The 20,307-nt window shown below is 56.2% G+C and carries 17 protein-coding genes; 1 reads left to right on the forward strand and 16 read right to left on the reverse strand.

Annotated elements, in window-relative coordinates; genetic code table 11:
• The first annotated feature begins 13 nt into the window (after positions 1-13).
• On the forward strand, positions 14-1,537 hold the full coding sequence (gene adh, locus SULPSESMR1_RS23115; protein WP_054540808.1) for an aldehyde dehydrogenase: 1,524 nt from the start codon (positions 14-16) through the stop codon (positions 1,535-1,537).
• A 461-nt stretch (positions 1,538-1,998) separates the two neighbouring features.
• Here the strand turns inward: adh and SULPSESMR1_RS23120 are convergent, their stop codons facing one another.
• The 16 genes from SULPSESMR1_RS23120 to repA all read right to left on the reverse strand — a co-directional run bounded on the left by SULPSESMR1_RS23120 (position 1,999) and on the right by repA (position 19,510).
• The gene (locus tag SULPSESMR1_RS23120) at positions 1,999-2,520 is read right to left on the reverse strand and encodes a hypothetical protein (RefSeq protein ID WP_250161496.1); all 522 of its coding nucleotides are present in this window, start codon (positions 2,518-2,520) and stop codon (positions 1,999-2,001) included.
• A 225-nt stretch (positions 2,521-2,745) separates the two neighbouring features.
• A complete protein-coding gene (locus SULPSESMR1_RS23125) occupies positions 2,746-3,474 on the reverse strand; it encodes a DUF736 family protein (protein ID WP_089423417.1) in 729 nt (242 codons plus the stop codon).
• Positions 3,475-3,678: 204 nt separating this feature from the next.
• Entirely contained in the window at positions 3,679-3,885 is a 207-nt protein-coding gene (locus SULPSESMR1_RS23130; RefSeq protein ID WP_198362926.1) for a hypothetical protein, read from the reverse strand.
• A 106-nt stretch (positions 3,886-3,991) separates the two neighbouring features.
• Positions 3,992-8,248 (reverse strand): strawberry notch family protein, encoded by a 4,257-nt coding sequence (locus SULPSESMR1_RS23135; RefSeq protein ID WP_089423418.1) that lies wholly within the window; start codon positions 8,246-8,248, stop codon positions 3,992-3,994.
• A gap of 113 nt (positions 8,249-8,361) precedes the next feature.
• Entirely contained in the window at positions 8,362-8,637 is a 276-nt protein-coding gene (locus SULPSESMR1_RS23140; protein WP_089423419.1) for a type II toxin-antitoxin system RelE/ParE family toxin, read from the reverse strand.
• Positions 8,630-8,923, reverse strand: a complete 294-nt coding sequence (locus tag SULPSESMR1_RS23145; protein WP_089423420.1) for a type II toxin-antitoxin system RelB/DinJ family antitoxin — start codon at positions 8,921-8,923, stop codon at positions 8,630-8,632. The genes SULPSESMR1_RS23140 and SULPSESMR1_RS23145 overlap by 8 nt, the downstream gene beginning before the upstream one ends.
• 68 nt (positions 8,924-8,991) lie before the next feature.
• Positions 8,992-9,648 (reverse strand): DUF6927 domain-containing protein, encoded by a 657-nt coding sequence (locus SULPSESMR1_RS23150; protein ID WP_089423421.1) that lies wholly within the window; start codon positions 9,646-9,648, stop codon positions 8,992-8,994.
• The gene (locus SULPSESMR1_RS23155) at positions 9,648-10,241 is read right to left on the reverse strand and encodes a regulator (protein ID WP_089423422.1); all 594 of its coding nucleotides are present in this window, start codon (positions 10,239-10,241) and stop codon (positions 9,648-9,650) included. The genes SULPSESMR1_RS23150 and SULPSESMR1_RS23155 overlap by 1 nt, the downstream gene beginning before the upstream one ends.
• Positions 10,242-10,348: 107 nt before the next feature.
• Entirely contained in the window at positions 10,349-12,331 is a 1,983-nt protein-coding gene (locus SULPSESMR1_RS23160; RefSeq protein WP_089423423.1) for a ParB/RepB/Spo0J family partition protein, read from the reverse strand.
• Between the two features lie 464 nt (positions 12,332-12,795).
• Positions 12,796-13,827 (reverse strand): IS110 family transposase, encoded by a 1,032-nt coding sequence (locus SULPSESMR1_RS23165; protein WP_047997789.1) that lies wholly within the window; start codon positions 13,825-13,827, stop codon positions 12,796-12,798.
• Between the two features lie 216 nt (positions 13,828-14,043).
• A complete protein-coding gene (locus SULPSESMR1_RS23170; protein ID WP_089423424.1) occupies positions 14,044-14,433 on the reverse strand; it encodes a DUF3768 domain-containing protein in 390 nt (129 codons plus the stop codon).
• A 90-nt stretch (positions 14,434-14,523) separates the two neighbouring features.
• Positions 14,524-15,465, reverse strand: a complete 942-nt coding sequence (locus tag SULPSESMR1_RS23175) for an ArdC family protein (RefSeq protein WP_089423425.1) — start codon at positions 15,463-15,465, stop codon at positions 14,524-14,526.
• Positions 15,466-15,508: 43 nt separating this feature from the next.
• Complete coding sequence (locus tag SULPSESMR1_RS23180) at positions 15,509-15,979, reverse strand: hypothetical protein (RefSeq protein WP_089423426.1); 471 nt, start codon at positions 15,977-15,979, stop codon at positions 15,509-15,511.
• A 147-nt stretch (positions 15,980-16,126) separates the two neighbouring features.
• Positions 16,127-17,206, reverse strand: coding sequence for a helix-turn-helix domain-containing protein (locus tag SULPSESMR1_RS23185; RefSeq protein WP_240311210.1), 1,080 nt, complete (start codon positions 17,204-17,206; stop codon positions 16,127-16,129).
• A gap of 124 nt (positions 17,207-17,330) precedes the next feature.
• A complete protein-coding gene (gene repB / locus SULPSESMR1_RS23190) occupies positions 17,331-18,326 on the reverse strand; it encodes a plasmid partitioning protein RepB (protein ID WP_089423427.1) in 996 nt (331 codons plus the stop codon).
• Positions 18,326-19,510: a plasmid partitioning protein RepA gene (repA, locus tag SULPSESMR1_RS23195; RefSeq protein WP_089423428.1), complete on the reverse strand. Its 1,185-nt coding sequence runs from the start codon at positions 19,508-19,510 to the stop codon at positions 18,326-18,328. Before repA ends, repB begins: the two co-directional genes overlap by 1 nt.
• Between the last annotated feature and the right edge of the window lie 797 nt (positions 19,511-20,307).

Here is a 20,307-nt window from a genome sequence, read left to right on the forward strand (position 1 = left end):
TGGAGGATTTCAAATGAACGATATGACCCACACCGAGGCAGGCACATATGTGTCGCCGTTTAAGCTGCGCTACGACAACTATATCGGCGGCGCGTTTGTGCCACCCGTCAATGGCAAATACTTCGAAAACGTGACGCCCATTACCGGTGGCTTGATCAACGAATGCGCCCGCTCTGACGCGGCGGATATTGAGCTCGCACTTGATGCAGCCCACGCTGCCAAAGACGCTTGGGGCAAAACATCTGCCACGCATCGCGCGAATATTTTGCTTAAAATTGCGGACCGGATCGAAGAGAACCTAGAACTCTTGGCCACTGCCGAAACATGGGACAACGGCAAGCCGATCCGCGAAACGATGAACGCAGACGTGCCACTTTGCGCCGACCACTTCCGCTATTTTGCAGGTGTTTTGCGCGCGCAAGAAGGCAACATGAGCGAGATCGACAACGACACCGTCGCCTATCACTACCACGAGCCCTTGGGCGTTGTCGGCCAGATCATTCCTTGGAACTTTTCTTTGCTGATGGCGGCATGGAAACTGGCCCCTGCTTTGGCTGCGGGCAACTGCGTCGTAATGAAACCAGCCGAACAAACGCCTGCCGCGATCATGGTCTTTGCAGAACTAATCAACGATTTGTTGCCAGCCGGCACATTAAATATCGTCAACGGCTTTGGCGGAGAAGTCGGCGCAGCACTTGCCAGTTCCTCGCGCATTGCAAAAATCGCCTTCACTGGGTCCACCGTCACGGGACGCAAAATCATGGAAGCGGCGACCAAGAACCTGATCCCCGTCACGCTTGAACTGGGTGGCAAGTCGCCAAACATCTTCTTTTCTGACGTGATGGCAAAGGATGATGCGTTCTTGGACAAGGCCGTCGAAGGCTTCGTTCTGTTCGCCTTCAACCAAGGCGAAGTCTGCACCTGCCCTTCACGTGCGCTGATCCAAGAGGACATCTACGAAGAGTTCATCGCGCGCTGCATCAAACGCGTCGCTGCGATCAAGCACGGCGACCCTCGCGACCCCGAGACCATGGTCGGTGCACAAGTCAGCAAGGCCCAACACGACAAGATCATGGGCTATTTCACGATCGGTCGCGAAGAAGGCGCCGAAGTGCTGGCTGGTGGTGGTTCAGCGCGGTTCAACGGTGAACTGTCAGGCGGGAACTACATCCAACCGACGATCCTCAAGGGTCACAACAAGATGCGGGTTTTCCAAGAGGAAATTTTTGGGCCCGTCGTGTCGGTAACGACGTTCAAGGATGAAGCCGAAGCTTTGGAAATCGCGAACGACACGATGTATGGCCTCGGCGCTGGCGTTTGGTCGCGTGACATGAACACCTGCTACCGCTTTGGGCGTGCCATCGAGGCTGGCCGCGTGTGGGTGAACAACTATCACGCCTATCCAGCCCACGCAGCGTTTGGCGGCTATAAGCAATCGGGCATTGGCCGTGAAAACCACAAGATGATGCTGGACCACTACCAGCAAACCAAGAACTTGTTGGTGAGTTATAGCCCCAATAAGTTGGGCTTCTTCTAAATACTTCGAAAGGCGGCCTTTGCAAATACATGCAAAGGCCGCATCGCAGACCTCGTCAGTTCAAGCTTTGTAGCTATTCCATGAATTCCAATTGAAAACCTTGCTCTGGCAGCGTGTCAGTCATTCAAGGTATTTCTGTTAACCTAATTGACCGCTCTACCTACCGATCGAGAAACGCTCTCAGAATTTAGTCTATTGCTCCGCTTTGGGCTGGAATTTCGGGGCACGATTTCCTTGTTTCCCTTATCAAGATTTAAGCCGCTCCTCAGGTGTTCGGTTCATTCGGCACATTTCATAACCTTTAACCTAGGTTCACTCGAAGTCGGAAATTGCAACTGCTACTTTCAGTTTTCCGATTGCGGACATTCGCGGCAATGCAGAAAATCGGTAAAGAGGGCTCCGAGCAGTCATTTGCCGCAGATTTAATGAATGTCCGCTGTTGGCCAGACAACGTCGGCAGCTTAGACAATTCGACCCAGCCGCAATGGAACGCGCTCACGCTCCGGACGCTTCAGTGCTTCCGCATACTTTCTGGCATTGCCGTCGATCCCGTCATGCCAAAGCTTCGATACAAAGTCGCGGGCATCCTGCACCGTCATATCTTTGAGTATGGGAGAGAGGGCCATAAAGAGCTCGTCCTCGGTGAGGGATGCCGCGCGACACATCGCGTCCTGATAATAGGATGGATCGTTCAGGACATATTCGCTCAACGGCATCAACGCGACATTCTCTGCCGGAATCGCCAAGAAGATCGTATCCTGAATCGTTTCTAAGAAGTCGCGACGGGACGTGGAAACCGGTTTGCCCTTATTTTTCGCGTCGGCGTAGGCCTCTTTCGTTTGACCCAACTTCGACGCCGCATAAGAAAACACCATATCCCGCTTTTTGTCTGGTAGCTCAAACTTGGTACATGTCTCAATGCGCGTGATCAGCGCAGTGATTTCCGCTTCGAGGTCAAAGTTTTCGAACCAAACCCGGTCCATTTTCGGTTTTCTAGCCATCCGCCCTCTCAAAAACCACGCTACGATAGTATATCCTTGTAGCATAATGGGGTTCTTCGACAAGTCCGGAGATCACAAGCGATGGTGTTGTGGGTGCCAATCAAAGCACCGGGTTAGGCACGGGTGTCTTTCAAGCACACTCACACAAAAAAGGGGAACCGCGTTGCCGCAGCTCCCCTGCACTGTCTGTCGATGGTCACGATCTGATCAGGCAACCAGTGACAATCCACTGCTTGCGTCCGGCTGCTCATCCCCGCTCTGCACAAACGGAATGATCGAGAACGTCTGGCCACCCCGTTGCTCTTCGTTCTGCACGGCATTGACGCGCAGATCACCATCAGGCGTGTTGATCAGCAGCGACAGATAATCGTTGCCGGTCCGGGTGCTTTTCGCCATCCAAGCAGAACCGACGCGGATCGCTTTGCCTTTTGGCGAGCTCACTTCGATGCGGTAATCTGGGTGCGTCTCTTCCGTCTTGTAGTCATTCTCAATCAGCATGAAATCCAGATCGAACATCATGTTGGCGATGTAACCCGCAAATGCGTTGTCAGCATCCATTGCCGTCAGTTCGCCGGAGATTGAGCCGGATTTCATCGTGCCGTTTGAGACCAACGGGATGATCTCGAAGTCTTCACTCTTGGCTTTGCGGGCTTCCTGCGTTTGCACCGCATTAACGCGGAACGGGCCAAGTCCAACATCGATCTGCATCGAAATGTAGGGATTACCACTGGTATGGCCTGTCTCGTTCCAAGCCGTGCCGATACGCACCTTGCGACCAGATTTGTTGACGGCGGTAACGTCGAAGTCCGGGCTGCGCTCGGACATCTTCGGGCGCGTCTCCAGCTGGATCGCGATGTCGAACTTGGTGTTGTGGATTGTGCCGGTGAAGACTGCGGCTGCGGTGTCGGCGGTTTTGGTAAGGGTTCCTGCGAACATGGGTCTTATCCTTCTTGGGTTATCGGGGCCCGACATCTTGCCAGACCATCCGAGATTGCTTTTCGACCCCTCATGGAGTCACAAAACAGAAAGCCTGCTTTCAACTTTCTCCCGGCCCCTCAGACGGTGCAGAGCCCTAAATGGACGCACGTCGCCACAACACCAGCGCGACCCATTCTTTGCCCAATGGTCTGTTGGGATGTTTCAGACATCACGATCGGAAAGGAAGAACTCCTCTTCCTGACCATTCAGCCGGCAACCGCTTTGGTCGGTCAGACCAATGGCACTGCCGTTGTGCTCAAAGACGATGAGATACTGGCCCAGTGTATCCTTGCGGACCACATATCCCTCGTTTGACCAGTGAACGGACTTCCCTGCGTCCGCAGCTGTTTTGATTTCTGCGATGTTCATGTGTCTTTCCATCTAGATTGAGTAATGCCTGCCGCGCACCCGCCTCTTTGGGCCGGTGCTTGCTTTGGTGCGTTTGAAGAATTGTGATTACAGTCAACACTTTGGGTCAGGCTGCGTCGCGGATACGCGCATGCTCATCGCCAACGATGCGGGTCAAGATCGTTTCCGTATCGACCCCTTCACCGTGCGGGACAAAAACCCGCAGCTGGAAAGCGATGATTTCCGTGAAACATCCGAGAGCTTTGAGACACTCAATCGTGCCCTTATCCGCCCCATTGATCTCCAGGCGCACATCGCCAGCAACGCGGCGGCGCGTGAGCGTCAAGCCGCGCCCCAGATCGACTGGTGCTGTCGTGCCAAGAACAGCTGTCAGCATCTCCCCCGGTGTTTCAGGAGTCCCCGTCATGAACCGCGCCCGAAGGGCTGCGGCCCCCTCTTCACTAAGTGTGCGTCCGATCATGCTCGCACAGCCCTCGGGCGTGACCCGATAGATACGCTCGTTGCTTGTGGGGATGGTCTTCCAGATCGGCAGCAGGAGACCCGTGAGCAGGTAGAGTTTTGTCCTGGTGGTTTTGGGCAAGCTGTCGGCCTCATCGTCCCAGAGCCGGATGAACTCTGATTGATCAACCGCCTCCCAGGCCGAGGTTTTGAGCTTGCCCTCCTCCAGGTAGGATTTGCCAGATGGTCTGACGACCTTGCGCATGAGAGTGACGATGTCTTCATCATACATCTGCATCGGGCGTTTTGAGATGAGCCCTACCCGCCCAGAGGCCCGATTGACCATCGGGACTTTGTCAAAGTTGTTGCCGAGTGTATCATCGGCGCGCGCAATGTGAACAGGATCTGTCACCTCCAATCCGATGATACGTGTCACCGCGCCAGATTGCGGGCAGGTCCAGAGATCTTCCGCCGAAACCTGTTTGATTGTCTCGCCCCGCAGCGTTTCCACCCCGAGATCGAGCGTACCTGCGTCCCTTGCACGTTCAGTTTGGTCCGCGATGCGCTGCATAAACTCAGCAAAGAGTGCGTTCTGCATATGGATCGGTAACGCCAGCACCCGGTTGAGGAACCGCTGGATGGGCGGCAGTTCTTCCAGCAGCACGCCATCCTTGTCGATTAGCCTCAAAGCCGTCCAATCGGTAAAGGTCTCATAACCCATCGCCTCAGCTCGCCCCGCGGCAAGATCGGCGTAATATCCGCGCAGCGCGGATCGCGCGATAGGGCTTTCAAGATTGTCCTCTTCGCGGAACATGCCTTGCGAGCCTGTCTCACGTTGGCCTTTGGTGAGCGCCCCAAGTTGGTCAAGCCGTTTGCTGATTGTTGAGGTGAAGCGTTTTTCGCCATGAACGTCCGAGGTGCAGACACGGAAGAACGGCGCGCTGACCTGCGCCGAGCGATGCGTGCGCCCAAGACCTTGAATGGCTGCATCCGCGCGCCAGCCGGGCTCCAGCAGATAATGGCGACGCCGCTTCTGGTTTTTGGCCGTTTGCGCCGCATGATAGGATCGCCCGGTGCCACCCGCATCCGAGAAGATCAGGATGTTTTTCTCCCCATCCATAAACGCCTGCGTCTCGGATGAATTGCTGCTGGAGCTGCGCTTTTCGATGAAGAGCGCGCCGTCGCTGGATTTGAGCGGGCGGATGGACCGGCCTGTGACTTCTGCCACGGCCTCATCCCCGAACGCCCAGAGGATTTGATCCAATGCCGCGGGGATCGGGGCCAGCGCCATCAAATCCATCATCGCCTCGTCCCGCAATGCTAAGGCTTCGCGAGAGACGACCAAGGACCCTGTTTCATCCCGCAGCGGTTCTGCGACGACATTGCCGTCAATCTCGACCAGCTTCTGGGTGTGGATCGGAAAGGCCTGTTCGAGATAGCCGAGCACGTAGTCGCGCGCCGTCAATGCCCCCCCGACCAGTTCATCATCGGGGTCCATCACCTCCAATCGGCGCTTCAAAAGGCTTTCGCCCGTTGAGACCACCTGGATAACGCAGGCAAAGCCATCGGATAGGTCCTGCTGAATGGCGCTGACGATCGACGGGGCTTTCATGCCCATCAGCAGATGATTGAAGAAGCGCTGCTTTGTGCTCTCGAACCGCGACTTGGCGGAGGCTTTTGCAGCAGACGCATTTGTCTCTCCCGAGGCATCATTGACGCCTGTCGCGGTCAGTGCGGCCTCCAAGTTATGGTGGATGGTGCGGAAGGCGCCCGCATAGGCATCATAGATCTCCGTTTGGGCAGGCGTCAGTGCGTGTTCCAGCACATCGTATTCAACCCCGTCAAAGCTCAGCGCCCGCGCCGTATAAAACCCGAGTGTTTTGAGATCGCGTGCGACAACTTCCATAGCCGCAACACCACCCGCTTCCATCGCTGAGACAAAGCTCTCGCGGCTCGGGAACGGATATTCTGGCCCCTGGCCCCAAAGCCCGAGCCGGGAGGCATAGGCGAGGTTTTGGACCGATGTGGCCCCCGTCGCGGAGACATAGAAGACGCGAGCGCGCGGAGTGGCCAATTGCAAACGCAGACCCGCAAGACCCTGTTGGGACGGCTTTGCCCCCCTGCCCTGCTCCGATCCAGCCGCATTTTGCATCGCGTGGGCCTCGTCAAAAGCGAGCACACCATCGAAGTCGTCTCCCATCCAATCGAGCAGCTGGTTCAGGCGTGTCGTACCGCATTTGCCGGCGGAGCGCAGCGTTGCGTAAGTCACGAACAAGATGCCGTCGCCCATGGTGACAGGCTGGTCGGGCTTCCATTTCGAGAGTGGCTGGATATCTGCGGGCGAACCGCCGAGATCGGTCCAGTCGCGCACGGCGTCCTCAATCAGCGTTGCGGATTTTGACACCCAAACGGCCTTGCGCCGCCCAGAGAGCCAATTGACCAGAATAAGGCCAGCGCACTCGCGGCCCTTGCCGCAGCCAGTGCCGTCTCCAAGGAAATATCCCAAGCGGTAGGCACGTGCCTCCGCATCCTCATCACTGCGCAGCATCTTGGTCTGATCCTCATCGATAGTGAACTTGCCGGGCAAGTCCCGCGCATGGGCATCGTTGGCCATGATGATGGTTTCCAGCTGGGCCTCTGAGAGATGACCCTCTGCGATCAGGCGGTTCGGCAAGCGCAGCCCCTCGGCGGCGTGCAAGGACGGCAAAGGCGGCGCGACCGAGGCCATGGCAATGCTTTCAACCAGCGGCGTTGGGTGTTCCTGTGCACCCGCAATGTCGATCCGCTGCGGGCGGTAGCGGGCGTAGATCTCGGAAATGGGGGTGTTTTCGCGCGGTGTCACAAACGTGGTGAACGATAGCGGTGTTGCTGCGTGTTTAGGTGTTTTGGCGTTTGATGCGATAGGCTTGCGCGCCTTGTCAGGCGCAGATCGCGTCAGAGGGCGCCCGACATGCAATGAGCGTGCGGCCGTCACCGGCGCTACAATCGGGCGCGCCCTGGCGACCCCGTCCACGATGTTGACCGCTGCATCCAGATCATCAACGGAGGTGCGGATCAACTCGACGTCATTATCGACCTTATCAAAGACCATCAATTGCGTATCCACGCTGGTGCCAAGCTTGCGATAGACATGGCCGGGGATGGTCAGGGCCAACCGCGGAGCTAAAAGACTCATCGCGCGGGCCCAATGTGCTGCGTCGCGCTCGGGGGTGAAGCCCATCGGCATGATCGCAACAAGACGTCCACCGGGTGCCAACCGTTTCGCGGCCCCGATAAGATGTTTGGCCGCAATGTGCTTGTCGCGGGAGCGATCGACCGAGGATGCAAACGGCGGGTTCATCACGATAACGCTGGGGGCGGTTGTTGACGTCAGCAGATCATCGATATGTTCGGCGTCATGTCCCGTCGCCTGCGCGTTGAACACCACATCGAGCAACCGCTTGCGAAACGGATCAACTTCGTTGAGCATGAGCTTAGCCCCTGCCCGCTTCATGAGCCCCGCCAGCGAACCGGTTCCCGCGGAGGGTTCCAGCACAGTCTCACCTGTCCGGATCGCCGCCGCGCGTACGGCGAGGGCAGCGTAAGGCAGCGGGGTCGAGAACTGTTGCAGGCGGATCTGTTGCTCGGAACGGCGGGTTTCGGTCAAGAGCCGCATTGCAAAGTTCTTTGCGGCCCCAAGAGGGTCTGATGCGCCCGCGTCCGTGCAAATCACTTGCACTGCAGCAGCCTGCATCATGTCGTAGGCCATGCGCCAGCTCCATGCACCGCTGGCATCGCTGCAGCCAAAGGTGTCGCGCATGATCTTTGAGAGAGCGGAGCTGCGCAGAGCATCGCGCGCGATCTCGACGGCGATCAGCGACAGGGCTGATTTAAGCTGAGCGTTAGATGGGATTTGATTTGAGTGCTTTTGGTTGGGATGGGCCATGATGTCTGTCCTTTGTGATCCGGGTTGAGGTTCACAGGACAAAAAGCCCCCTTTGCACTTTGTGAGTGCCGAGAGGGCTTTCACTTATCTGAGTGGCTTTGAAACAGGCCTACCTACGGCCACTGCTGAGCTGCGTGCAGCACCCGCAAGATCATTATGGCACTTGGGTCGTCAGCATAAATCACGATGTAATTTGGACGCACGACCATTTCACGGGTGCCGTCAACACGTCCCACGCGGTACATCTGGGGGTGCTCTGGCAATCGTGACGTCTTGGCCTCGATTTCGTCCTTGAGAGCTTGGGCCGCATCTGGATTGTCGTCAGAGATGTAGTCGATAATCGCCAGCAGATCAGCGATGGCCGTGGCCTTCCATTCGAGATCAGGCACGGCGCTTCTTATCAATCAGTGCCTGAGCGTCTTGCATTACCTGAGCATGCGGTGTTGTCGGCTTTGGGTCGTCCAATGCTTCCTGCACTTTGGAACGGAACCATGCGTCATAAGCGTCTGGATCCGCGGTCAGTCCCGCTGGCAATCCGCCCTCTGCGGCCACGCGCGTCAAGAGGATGCGTACGGCATCCGAGAGCGTCAGGCCGACACCCGAGAGCGCATCCGAGGCCTGCGCTTTTAGCTGATCGTCAACACGGACATGGATCATGGATGTTTGAGCGGGCATATGAATCTCCTTTGGTTGTTATTGTATCTCAAATGAGATACGAAATCAAGGCGGTAGAGAGTTTCACTCTAAGCCCCCTGCCCCGCAAAAAACTCTGCCAACACTGCACTGCTCTCAGCTATTTCGCGACTGATGAGCTTCGATCCCGCCAGTGACGCCTTTGAGAGCCGCACAAGGCTGCCGGTTTCCTCGATGCGGTAGCACCGCCGTTTCTGACTTCCACGTCTGTAATGAGTTGCTGTAACGATCTGGCAGGTACTACCATCGCTGAGTGTCACAGGGGCGACCAGCTTGATCTTGTCGCCCTCAGCGTAATCAGGGATCGCAGCCCAGTCCCGACACCGTTGCCGCCAGGCGTGGGCATAGCTGTCGGGGTCTTTCAACTCGGACAACAGATTGAGAATGCTCAGCGGCGCGCGGGATTCACAGGGGCCAGCGCTTTCCTCCATGTCCTTGTAGCCCCAACACCCGTCGTCAATGCGCGTCAGGAACACTGCACCAAAGGTGAACGACCCATCTTTGTCGATCACATATGTTCGATCCTCCAAAGGCGCCGCATAAAGGCTCTCAACTTTTGCTGCCGCATACCACGTCGAGCCAACCTTACTGGCTTTGACCAGTGTCGTGCGGCGCGTATCTGTCTCGAAGGTGCAGAGACGCGTGATCTCTGCTTTCTCATCGGCGTAGGTCTGAACCCGCCGGTCGGTGTAAAACAACCAGCCCACTATGCCGCCCTACGGTCTTCGAGCTCAATGAGAGCATCGAGAGGCACGCGGTAGGGCTGCATCGCATCGAAGTCCTCGCAGTTGCCGTAATTCTGAACGATGGCAAAGGTGTCGCAGGCGTCCTTGAGGACCACTCGGAATGTGCCACCCAAGCCTGACGGAACCTCATAGGTGCCACCAATCAGGAAGTCTGAGGCGCGACGGACGAAGACACGGATAGAATGCCCATCGGTGGCCAGTCGAATGGCCCCCTGCCCGCGATCGATTAGTGTCTGCACATCGTCAAGGATGTCTGTGTAGAACTGCCCGGTCAGATCGCGGAACGCAATTTGACGCTGTGCCATCCAATCCCTGTCCCGAAACGGATCAACGCCGTTCGCAAAGGCAAAGCTGGGATCAGACTGTTCGGTGGTGACAATACGGGTGGTAGAACCATCGATACCGTTGGAGCGAAGGTGCACGCCGTTCCCAACGATGAGGATCAGGGCGGGCTTGTCGACCGGCCCGTTCCAATTCGGCAGGAAGGTTGAACAGGAACGCGCATGCGTGATTTGCGCCGCAACAGCGGACGCGGAGAATTTGAGAATAGCCATGGGGATGTCTTTCATAAACGGCGGTCTGAGCCGCATGTTTCTGGGAGTTGTTGGGGAGTCGGATGACCCGCGTCTGATTGTTTCCAAGCACGGGTCACCTCATTGGATCAGGCGGCTTTCGCTTGAACCGTCTCGGTTTGAGCGGCGCTTTCTTCCGCATCGACAGCCGAGCTGACGCCACCGGTCGTTTGCATCATCGGCGGGCACCAGGCCGCAACCGCCCGGAGCTGCGCCTCCGTGAGGGTCGCAAAGGGCTCGGCAAAGAGCTTGTCGCAAAAGGCGACGATCTCCTTCTTGCTCATGGAGGCAAGCGTCACCGCCTCCTGCGCAAGGCCGAGCTCTTCACCAAGGATTTTAAGCAGCCATGCCTTTTTGAACCGGTTGAACAGCGCCGCGTTTGGCGTCCAATGCGCGCGAATGTCAGGCATCACCTCGATCTCGAAGTCATGCATTAGGCTGTCGCCCTGAGCGCTGCGGGCAAAACAGGTTTGCGTGGTGCTGGCCGTGGCATAGGCGACCAGTTTGGCCTTCTCGCCCGCCTCAAGGGCACGGAACGATGCAAACTGATCTGCCGGAGACTTCGCCTCATCCGCCCAGGACAGATCGAGTGCGTCATGCGCCTCGGCCACCTGTTCCAGTGATGTGCTATCGATCTCGTCCATCTTGGCGTGGCTGCGGTATTCTTTGCGGGCCTCGACCTTGACAGCGTGGGTTACGCTCATGCCGCCAAGCACGTCCGTGACCAGCTTAAACAATGTCAGATCAAGCGTGGCTTCCGGATGCAGCGTCATCGCCGCTCCGAGGGCCATTGCCCGCTCTGTCTTGAGGTCTTGGGTCAGCGATGCTGGGTAGACGATTGCATCTGCGCCCTGTCCGTCTACGTCGGTGGATGGGCCAGCAGCGCTTGCTGCCTGTGATGTCGCCTCAGGCTTGTCCTCTGGCCGCACCAAACCGACATGCAGGGTAATCTTGCCGTTCGACCAGGATGCGATGACGCCAGCACGCGCAAGGTCTTCGGCACTATAGGCCTCCTGCAGATCCCGCGCCTCTTCTTCGAGCGCATCCACGCGGTCGTAGATGGCGTTGTAGGCATGCGTTTCGAGGGTCTCGTCCTCCATGTCGAGTTGGAGTTTCTCGAGCTCCTCGGTGATCTCATCCACGCGCTTTTGACCAGCGGCGTCAGGCTCGACCGGACCGGGATAGACGCGGCCATAGTCTGCCATCGCTCCATAGTCGTAGCGCACCAACGCCTCGGCCCACGCAAACCCCATTTGGACCCGTGCCTCTTCGGCGGCGGCGGTGAGTTTTTCGACCATGATGGCCTCGACCAGTGCTGTATCTTCCAATACCGAATGCTCCTCGAGGAGATCGGCAGCGATGGGACCACCCCGCGCCTCATAGTCCTCGCGCACGAAAGCCCCGATATCGTCGCTCACCTGCACACCGCGGGTTTTGAGCGCCTGACGCACTGTATAGGCCTGCACATAGCTGTCATCGCTTGTTAGAGCCTCGTACACCTCAAGCTGCACGGCCTGGCTGGGATGATCCGCAAAAGCCTTCATGGTATCGAGCGTGATGTCCTTGGCGCGGGCTGCCGCGCGGATGTCGGGATGTATGAGGCCATAGCGTAGGCGACCTTTGACAGCGGCGACTGTGGTGCCGAACGTCTTGGCAATCGTCTCAGGTGACTGCCCATCGACTTCCATCATACGCGCAAATGCCTCAAACTCGTCGATGGCGTTCATCGGGGCTTGGGTGATGTTCTCGGCCAACGATAGGGCCGTGGTCACATCGCAGTTGTCCGGCACCAAGCGACATTCGATCTTGGTTTTGTTGGTGAAGCCCTTGGCGGTCTTGTCAGCGACCAGTTCGTTCAAGGCGGCGTGACGTCGACCTCCTGCCAACACGCCGAACTTGCCATCGATCTTTTGCACAAGCAGCGGCTGTATGATGCCCAGGACGCCGATGCTGGCCGTGAGGTGAGCGATAGCCTCTGTCTCGTAAGTTTCAGGCGAGTTGCTGCGCACGTTGGCAGGATGCGACGTGAGATCACCAATGGCGACCGAGATGGATTTGAGAGCATGTGTCATGTGATGTCCTTTTGAAATGTTGCGCCGCTCCAACATTCGGAACGGCCTGACCAATCCCCTGGTTTGAGGATCACATGAAAAAAGGCCCGCTTCCGTAATGGGGCGGGCCTCTGTCAAGGGTTTCGGGCAAGTCAAAAATCCCGGCGAAGTTCTCATTCCTCACCAAGTTTAAGACACAAATTCAAAAGCTTACTTTTCCTTTTTCACTGCAACCGCACATCAGGACTGAGGGACATCCCCTACCCGGGCTTCGTTCTTCCGTCCGTAGTCAGCCTCATAGCTGCCACTCTATGCCTGGTCCAAATCTGGTCCTGGGTGCCCATCTTTCCCGCGTATTCAGCATCTGCTGATAACTTGCGGGCCTTCGGCATCTCCAGGAACCTCGTCCCGGCAAGGGACCTCGACGTACCTGTCATGAGGCGCAGCTCAACCCTCCGCTCTGAATTGTCCTTGAAGCTTCCCGCTCATGCAGTCGCGCCGGAGTTCTGCGTGTAGCGGAACGGCGTGCCGTCTATCCACATGCGGTGCAAGACGACGCCAATGCGTCGAGCAAGTGCAATCATGGCCCTCTTCGCTCCACGCCTGTGCGCTACTTTAAGTGCCCAAGATTGCAGCCAGTTCGGGGCACCACGGTGCATCAGGATCATCGCTGCCTGATACAACGCGGTTCGGAGCCCGCGATCACCAGCTCGCGTGATTTGTCCAACGATGTCCATCTCTCCGGATTGCGTGCGCCTCGGCGTAAGTCCCGCCCACGGTCCGACATCCTTCGACCGCGCAAAGCGGGTCGGATCATCGATCGCGGATTTGACTGTCAGGGCGACGATCGGACCGACACCCGGCATCGTCATCATCAAACGGCAAACATCGTCGTGTTTTGTCAGACCCGCGATTTTGGCATCCAAGTCAGCCAACTCGGCGCGCAACTGGGAACGCGCGCGCAGAAGAGCCTCAGTCGACGCGGACAGGATTTCATTTTGCTCAACCAGTTCCCTCACCCGGGCCTCGTACCTGATCCGGGTGACATGCCCGAGCTTCAGACCGAAGTTTCGCAGAACACCCCGCATCGAAAGCTCAAGGTTGATGATGGCCTGCTGAACTGACTTGCGCGCCGTCAGCAACGCGCGGATTTCCTGGGAGGACACAGATTTGCGGTGCACGGGCCTGTACCATCCCATTTGAAGCAAGCGCGCAATGCCCTGGGCATCGCGCCTGTCGGTCTTGATCGGCATGGCTTTCAAGGCTGCCTTCACTAATCGTGTTTCCATCATGACCACGTCAAAGCCAGCTTCTTCCATTCCCTTGCTCAGCCATTGGGACAAAGGTCCGGCTTCGAGCCCGATCGCATCGATCGAATATGACAATGACGCTATTGCACGTACCAATGCCTCAGGCTCGCTCTCCGCCTGTAATTCTTCAACAATTCTCCCCTGTGGCCCCAGCACACAAATCGCCGTGCTTGCCAGAGATACATCCAATCCGATAAATACATTCATGTCGTTGCCCTTCTATTCTTAGGAATTGAGGCGCATGGAAACATACGACCTCGTAGACGCGCTGCAGGCGCATCAAGGGCAACGGCACTTCAGATCATACTGACAAACAAGCGAAACCTGTCCGATTCGCCGAAAGCCCCATTACGGCATCTTTCCCTTTGGAGGGGTCAGCGGGCCTTCAGATTGTGCATCGTTTGTGAGGTTGGGCCCCCTGCCCTACCAGTCGGATGCCATCATAATGGTGAGCACGCGCATGGTGGTTGCAGGGTTGTCAGGAGTCTCAGCACCATACCGGAAATCGCTATCCGCTTCATAAAGATCGATTTTCCAAAAGACCTTTTGCCCCCGAATATCCACGGCCCCGAAGTCGTGGCATCCGTCAGGATCATTCTCGGGCTCAAAGACCTCAAACTCACCGATCGCCTTCACTGCTTCGTCCATGAACCCGTCTTCCGCTTCCATCAACGAGCGCGTGACATGCATACGACCGGGAATGGCGATGTTTGGAGGCGTTCCAAGACACGCGAATTTGCGGAAGGCATCGTTGTGCGCGGCAATCACAGTGATGTCGGGGCGATCTGTTGTCGAGGCTTGGGATGTGGTCATGGGTCTGTCCTTTCGAGGAAATTGAAAACACAAAACCAAAAGCTTGCTTTCACTCTTTGAGAACCGCCGCCTGCGACCGAGCCAAACTTCTCAAGCGGCCTGATCGGTGGCCCCTACCCTGCCCGCTTCCGACCTCGCGATCAGATAATCGCAGGCCTTCTGGGCATCGGCCGCATGTTTGAAGATAGCGGTCTTGTCCGAGCGCAGCACACGCAGCCAGTGATACAAGTACGACGCGTTCAGCTCTAGCGTATGCGCAGTGAACCCAAGCTCCTGCCCCAGAAAGCAGGACGTCAACTCGGCCACGATCTCTTCGCGGGAATAGGCTGTGTTACCAAATCGGCTGAGACCGTAGTCTCGGTTCAAGCGATGCGGCGCCTTGGTGGCATGAGCAAGCTCGTGCGCCCAAACCCCGTAAAAGTTCAGCGGGTCCTTGAAGCGCTCGATGCTTGGCATGAACACCTTGTCGACCGGCGGATTGTAGCGTGCCTCGGTTCCACCAAAGACCGTCGTAATATCGATGGCATCAAAGAACGCCTGCATATGCGGGATTGGCGCAGATGGCGCAGATGGCGCATGATCGGGGACCGAACAGGCATCCGGGTAAAAAGCGTCCGGCAAGCCTTCAATCTGGTCTGCGTTGAACACGCGATATGACTTCTGGAAACGAAAGACGCGGGCTTCTTCGGTATCGCCATCATTGGTGTCTTGCTCATCGTCCGACTGCGTTCGACTCTGGCCATAATAAACAACGACAGACGATCGTTCGCCTTTCCGGATCTTTGCTCCGAGAGTATTCGCCTGCGGCACAGTCATCCAGAACGGAGAGGTATATCCGGCCATCAACGTGCGCATGGTGAGCAGGAAGTTGTTAACGCCCTGATAGGGTTCAGAGTTGTGGCGCAACGGACGCGCACTGCCGCCAGCGGTCCAAGGTTTGCGCCAAGGAAGAACCCCGCGTTCTATGATGCGGATGAGTTCATTGGTGATGGCTTCTGATGCGTCGAATTTAGACGTGCGGGAACGGGCCATGGCTGGCCTCCTTTCGATGTTGAACTTGATTGGGGGAGTTAGGTTAGGTCGCGTGATTGATGCGCGGGTCATTGACGATACGAGCGCCAAGGCGTTCGACAAGATCCAGATATGTTAGAAGCGGTATCCGGCTGGAGGACTTCCAAGGTTCTGGATCAACCGTGCCATCCATTGTGACTTTTGGCAGGTTTGCGAAGGCGATGATGTCGCGAACGGTGCGGCAGTCGATCAGAGGCGTTCCAAGCCGGACAGCCAAGTCGGCGAGTGGGAAGCGTTCAACGGGGGCGTAAAGCGAGACTGTTGTCAGGCCGAGGTGAAGGATGGTCCCTCCCCCGCCGCAGCTGACATAGGCATTGGGGTTGTTGATCGCCGCCCGCAGGCAGCCAATATCGCGGCTGATTGTTTGGCGTTCCAGCCGATGCGCCGCATCAAGGTCACCAGTTCTTCTTAGCTCTCGATGTCGCCACCACGACCGTGCCTCTGCGCGCAGGATGCGCAATACTTCTGTTTGCATGCGAGGTTCCTTGTCAGGACAGACAGACCGGAATCCGGTCCAGACCCGTCAGGAACACCCCACAAGGGTCCATCAGACGGTCCTAAAACAAGAAGGAAACTTTCACTTTTCGGCAGCACTACTAACCAAAACAGTGTCTAACGGCCCCTACAGACTCTTTTTTCTTCTCATGGGCTGGAGCAATGTGTCCCAGGCCAAAGTCCCATTGGTAAGTCCTTGCAGTAAGTGGAATGCATAGCCACGAGGTTTCTTAATGCTTTCTATGCGCTCTAATAAGTAACCTAGGGTCATAAATGTTTTTGCTGGACCAAGTTTTTTAATGTCGAACCAAAGGTTACCTAAGTCGAGATGGTTTGCGATATCGCTCATTCGACGTTCACAATCTGTTTGGCTACGTGCTGTTCTCAGTTCAGCGCAGAGTCTAGGGTAGGCGCGTTCCATTTCGTCTGGACCAACTTCAATCCTAAATGAATCTTCTTCTTTAACTGACTGATTCAAATGAGGTTCTTTGTGCCCCTCATTTTTTGGGGCTGTGTCCCTCAAATTGTCTGTCTGATCAGGAGTAACTTCTTCAATGTGAGTGGTAATATTCTTCAACAAGGCCGTTAGAGCTTCTTCGGGCGAACGCCTGCGCAGGAGGTTTCGAGCAGTGTTGAAGAAGGCTTCAAGATCTGGGCGGGCCGGGAGATACCTCTTGAGGCTTGCCAGCGCGATTGCACACTTGTCTCGTAAGATTGATAGATTAGCATCGCGTTCTTTATGCGTTTGATTTATTTGAACAAATTCAGAATATCGCGCTGATAGCGGCATCAAAGAAAGTCCTGTGGCGAGCACTATACGGCCACTTGTGTCCCGTCGAGCCCATCTTTTACCGTTGGCGCTGGAGCGGCGCGACAGGAGGCCAAGAGAGACGAGTTTGGTGATGTGCCGTTCTACGGTTTGAACACTAACATGTGTCCGCCTTGCCAAGGCAACGTTGGATGCAAAGCAGATATGCCCGTCATCTTGTGCGGCAGAAATATGATCGCCCTTGATGAAGGAGATCATGGCACGCAGGAGGGAAATCGATGTCCCCTTGAGCCCCAAGGGCTCTCGAATGTCTTCTATGACCTGCAAGAGTGTCCACTTTGACGGGGCAATATCTCGCTGCCCCGCTGAATATACTGGCGAGTGGGCTCCATTTGGAGCCAGTCCTGTCATTGTTTTCATGATTTTGTCGGCAGACAAAAAATTCCCATGCGCTCGGAAGCGTTTTTTCTTGTTCGATGATTCGGGGACTGCTACCGTTTAGGTGTCTAGTCTAACGGCGCTTACGCGCTGCAGCCCTCGAAGCTCCGGCTTCGGGGGTTTTCTATTCGCCGTCCTCCTTTCTGCTTTGGCCTCGGGTGTCATCCTGCGAGTTTACAGCTGTAAACTCCTTATAGGATTTGGTGATGATGTCTTCGAGATGGCGGTCGAGCCATGCCCCGAAGGCGGCATCCTTGCCAGTCTTTTTAACGGCAAGGGTGACGGAAGAATTGCTAGATTTGATCGTAACGCCTGGTGCGGGCGTGACCGCCCTGCCCTCTTTTGGGCGTGCACCGCGTCGGGCGATCTCTGCCAAGAGCCGCTCCAGGCGATCATCTGATGAGAGATCAGAATCCAGTTTCGAGAGAATTGAAAATGCGGCGCTTGCGGTAACCTTCTTCGCGATGAAGGCGTCTGCAAGCGCCGTCCACTTCGGACGGCCTGACTTTTGGGCAGCGCCAATGGCGTCGCCGACATCGTCTGGAACATTCTCGGTGACTTTGGTGAGGTGGGATAGCCCAGGGGCTGAAAGGCTCAAGACTTGCCGCACCGTCTTGGTGTTATGCCCCGCAACCTGAATAACGGCTGCGAAGCGCGCTTTTTCATAAAACGACAGATTGCGGCGTGCAGCATTCTCGAGGCCCTTGGCAAGTAAGGCTGAAGCGTCATCAAGGTCTTCGACATTGGCGCGAACCTTCAGTCCCAATTCACGACAAGCCTTGAGGCGGCGGCGGCCATAAATGATCTCATATCGTCCGTCGCTACTCGAGCGGCGCACAAGGATGGGCACCTGTTGGCCTCCCTCTTCGATGCTGGTCTTGAGGGCTTCGAACCCGTCCCCCTCTTCATCCGAGTTTACAGCTGTAAACCCGTCAAGACGGTCTTTCGGACCCCATTCATCAATCAGCTTTGGATCAATCTCGCGGATGGCGGATAGAGAGCCTTGGAGAGCACCAAGTGCCGGAGCGCTGGTATTTGGTTTGCGCTCAGAGGTGCGTGGACCAGAATCTGCAATCGTCTTGGCGATGCCGGAGAGACCTTGAAGGGATTTACGGGCCATTAGTTACGCCCCCATGATTGGTGGATCATTGCTTCAACCTCTTTGCCGACAGCATCCATTGAGTTTTTCGCGCGATCATAGGTTGCGCGCGTCATTTCTGATTTCACGACCTCGTAGATCGATTGTTTGAGCATGGTAGCGTCGCTGATCGCAGTGCTTTTGAGGGCGGTCGCGCCCATGACGCGATCTTGAAAGAGCGCGCGCATAAAGGACGTGAGCTGTTGTGATGGGACGTCTGTCGGCTCATCGCGTGTGATCAGGAACTTAAAGTGATCGTATTGCAATTCCGCGCCTGCTTCTTCGATGACGCCCATATAAGCACCCGCCAGTTCCAAGAACTGTGCGGTTGAGGAGACGTCGAGCATGGATGGCGTGAGGGGTACAATCAAAGAGGTCGCTGCCGCCATGCCGGAAATCGTCAGGAAGCCAAGCTGAGGCGGGCTGTCCATTAAGACGACATCATACTGGTCTTCGACTTGAGCGAGCGCACTTCTTATTCGTGTGAAAAACGGCTGATCAGGGCTCGAGTTTACTGCTGATTCCGTTTCAAACTCTGACAGGAGCAGGCGGGAAGGGGCGAGAGACAGCCCTGGAAAATAGGTTTCGACGATTGTGTCGGCAAAGGGCACGGGATCGTCGTACCTAATGGCATCATAGACAGTTAGTCCGTCAAATTCGATCTCTGGGCTGATTCCGCACATGGATGTCAGTGAGCCTTGGGGGTCTAGATCAACAGCCAAGACCTTATAGCCTTGCAGTGCGAGAAAATGGGCCAAATGGATTGTCGTGGTACTCTTACTCGAGCCGCCCTTGAAGTTCATCAACTGCCAGACTTGTAGCTTATCTCCATCCCTCCGGCCGGGAAGATAACGACCCTTTTTGCGAGAGGTTTGTTCGAGGATCTGGCGGGCATTCCAGATGTCGCGTGCGGTATAGTAGCGACGTCCAGCGCGGATCTCTTGAGGCTCGGGCAGGGTGCCTTCACCGTGTACTTTGCGCATGAATTGACCCGATACACCCAAGAGTTCGGCGGCCTCAGGCGCGCTGAATAGGCGTAGGGATTTCGTGTTGTCGGGCGCGAAGGCCGACAACAAATGTTCGCGGATCGCCGTGGTGAGGCGCTCTGAAATATCGGTTGCCAGCTCCGACGGTCGGTTGGTAACGATTGGTGTCACGGGAATCATGTGGTTGCCCCAAATTGCTCAATATGGCTTTTTTCGCGCCACTTGGGGATAAAAGCTGCGATTCACAGCCTTAAGTCAATGCTTTTTTGCCTATTTAGTGTCTAATGTGCCGTCATCCGCTATATGGTGCAGCGTAGTGGATCAGTTTACAGCTGTAAACTTTGAGCGTATTTGGCTGGTTTCTCCACTTTTCCGCGGACGAATTTATCGTTGATTTGGGTTGCTGTTGTCCCCGGCTCGCGAAGCTGGGGTAAGTAACTCGTATGATTTAGATGGTCGTATCGGAATAGGGCAGGGGGGCTGCTTCGCATGCCGGTGGTCCGCGAGAGTGAAGAGGTGATGGTCCAAATTGCTCCGTTGATGGATCATCTTTCTAATTGTGAGTTCCTTTAGGTAGCGCAAAGGATCGTATCCCGAATGGGCGGAGACGCTGATTTTGCGGCTTCGGGCGCAGCCAAGAGCCTGGTCAGCGCCTAAGCGCTGATGTGCCAGTATCCTTGACTGAAGAGTCTGATCCAATCTCTTGCGGTAGCGGAATCATCAGAGACCTGTTCGCGTTTGGGGTGAAACCGGCTCGGATGAGGAGCCGTTGGGTCCGGAAGCAATCGCTCGGTCCGTGTAGATGCCTTCTCACAATCGGAGTGGTCGGCGCAGAAAAGCGTGATCAGTGGGGAAAGCAGATTCGGAATTGGCCTTCCAGATGCCAGAGTTGCACAGGTGCGCACGGATTTTAGATTGAGCCGAATTCTGTTGAGAGTGCTTTTCTGGTCCGGCCCGCGCTCCATTCTATTGCGGCG

Origin of the sequence: Pseudosulfitobacter pseudonitzschiae, assembly GCF_002222635.1 — a bacterium.
Lineage (GTDB): Bacteria > Pseudomonadota > Alphaproteobacteria > Rhodobacterales > Rhodobacteraceae > Pseudosulfitobacter > Pseudosulfitobacter pseudonitzschiae_A.

Bases quoted from the DNA above. Each gene is read 5' to 3' on its own strand.
- repB (WP_089423427.1), bottom strand. From the start codon at position 18,326: ATGGCCCGTAAATCCCTTCAAGGTCTCTCCGGCATCGCCAAGACGATT.
- SULPSESMR1_RS23130 (WP_198362926.1), bottom strand. From the start codon at position 3,885: ATGAACATCGCAGAAATCAAAACAGCTGCGGACGCAGGGAAGTCCGTT.
- SULPSESMR1_RS23170 (WP_089423424.1), bottom strand. From the start codon at position 14,433: ATGACCACATCCCAAGCCTCGACAACAGATCGCCCCGACATCACTGTG.
- SULPSESMR1_RS23125 (WP_089423417.1), bottom strand. From the start codon at position 3,474: ATGTTCGCAGGAACCCTTACCAAAACCGCCGACACCGCAGCCGCAGTC.
- repA (WP_089423428.1), bottom strand. From the start codon at position 19,510: ATGATTCCCGTGACACCAATCGTTACCAACCGACCGTCGGAGCTGGCA.
- SULPSESMR1_RS23180 (WP_089423426.1), bottom strand. From the start codon at position 15,979: ATGCAAACAGAAGTATTGCGCATCCTGCGCGCAGAGGCACGGTCGTGG.
- adh (WP_054540808.1), top strand. From the start codon at position 14: ATGAACGATATGACCCACACCGAGGCAGGCACATATGTGTCGCCGTTT.
- SULPSESMR1_RS23145 (WP_089423420.1), bottom strand. From the start codon at position 8,923: ATGCCCGCTCAAACATCCATGATCCATGTCCGTGTTGACGATCAGCTA.
- SULPSESMR1_RS23120 (WP_250161496.1), bottom strand. From the start codon at position 2,520: ATGGACCGGGTTTGGTTCGAAAACTTTGACCTCGAAGCGGAAATCACT.
- SULPSESMR1_RS23165 (WP_047997789.1), bottom strand. From the start codon at position 13,827: ATGAATGTATTTATCGGATTGGATGTATCTCTGGCAAGCACGGCGATT.
- SULPSESMR1_RS23175 (WP_089423425.1), bottom strand. From the start codon at position 15,465: ATGGCCCGTTCCCGCACGTCTAAATTCGACGCATCAGAAGCCATCACC.
- SULPSESMR1_RS23160 (WP_089423423.1), bottom strand. From the start codon at position 12,331: ATGACACATGCTCTCAAATCCATCTCGGTCGCCATTGGTGATCTCACG.
- SULPSESMR1_RS23135 (WP_089423418.1), bottom strand. From the start codon at position 8,248: ATGGCCCATCCCAACCAAAAGCACTCAAATCAAATCCCATCTAACGCT.
- SULPSESMR1_RS23155 (WP_089423422.1), bottom strand. From the start codon at position 10,241: ATGGCTATTCTCAAATTCTCCGCGTCCGCTGTTGCGGCGCAAATCACG.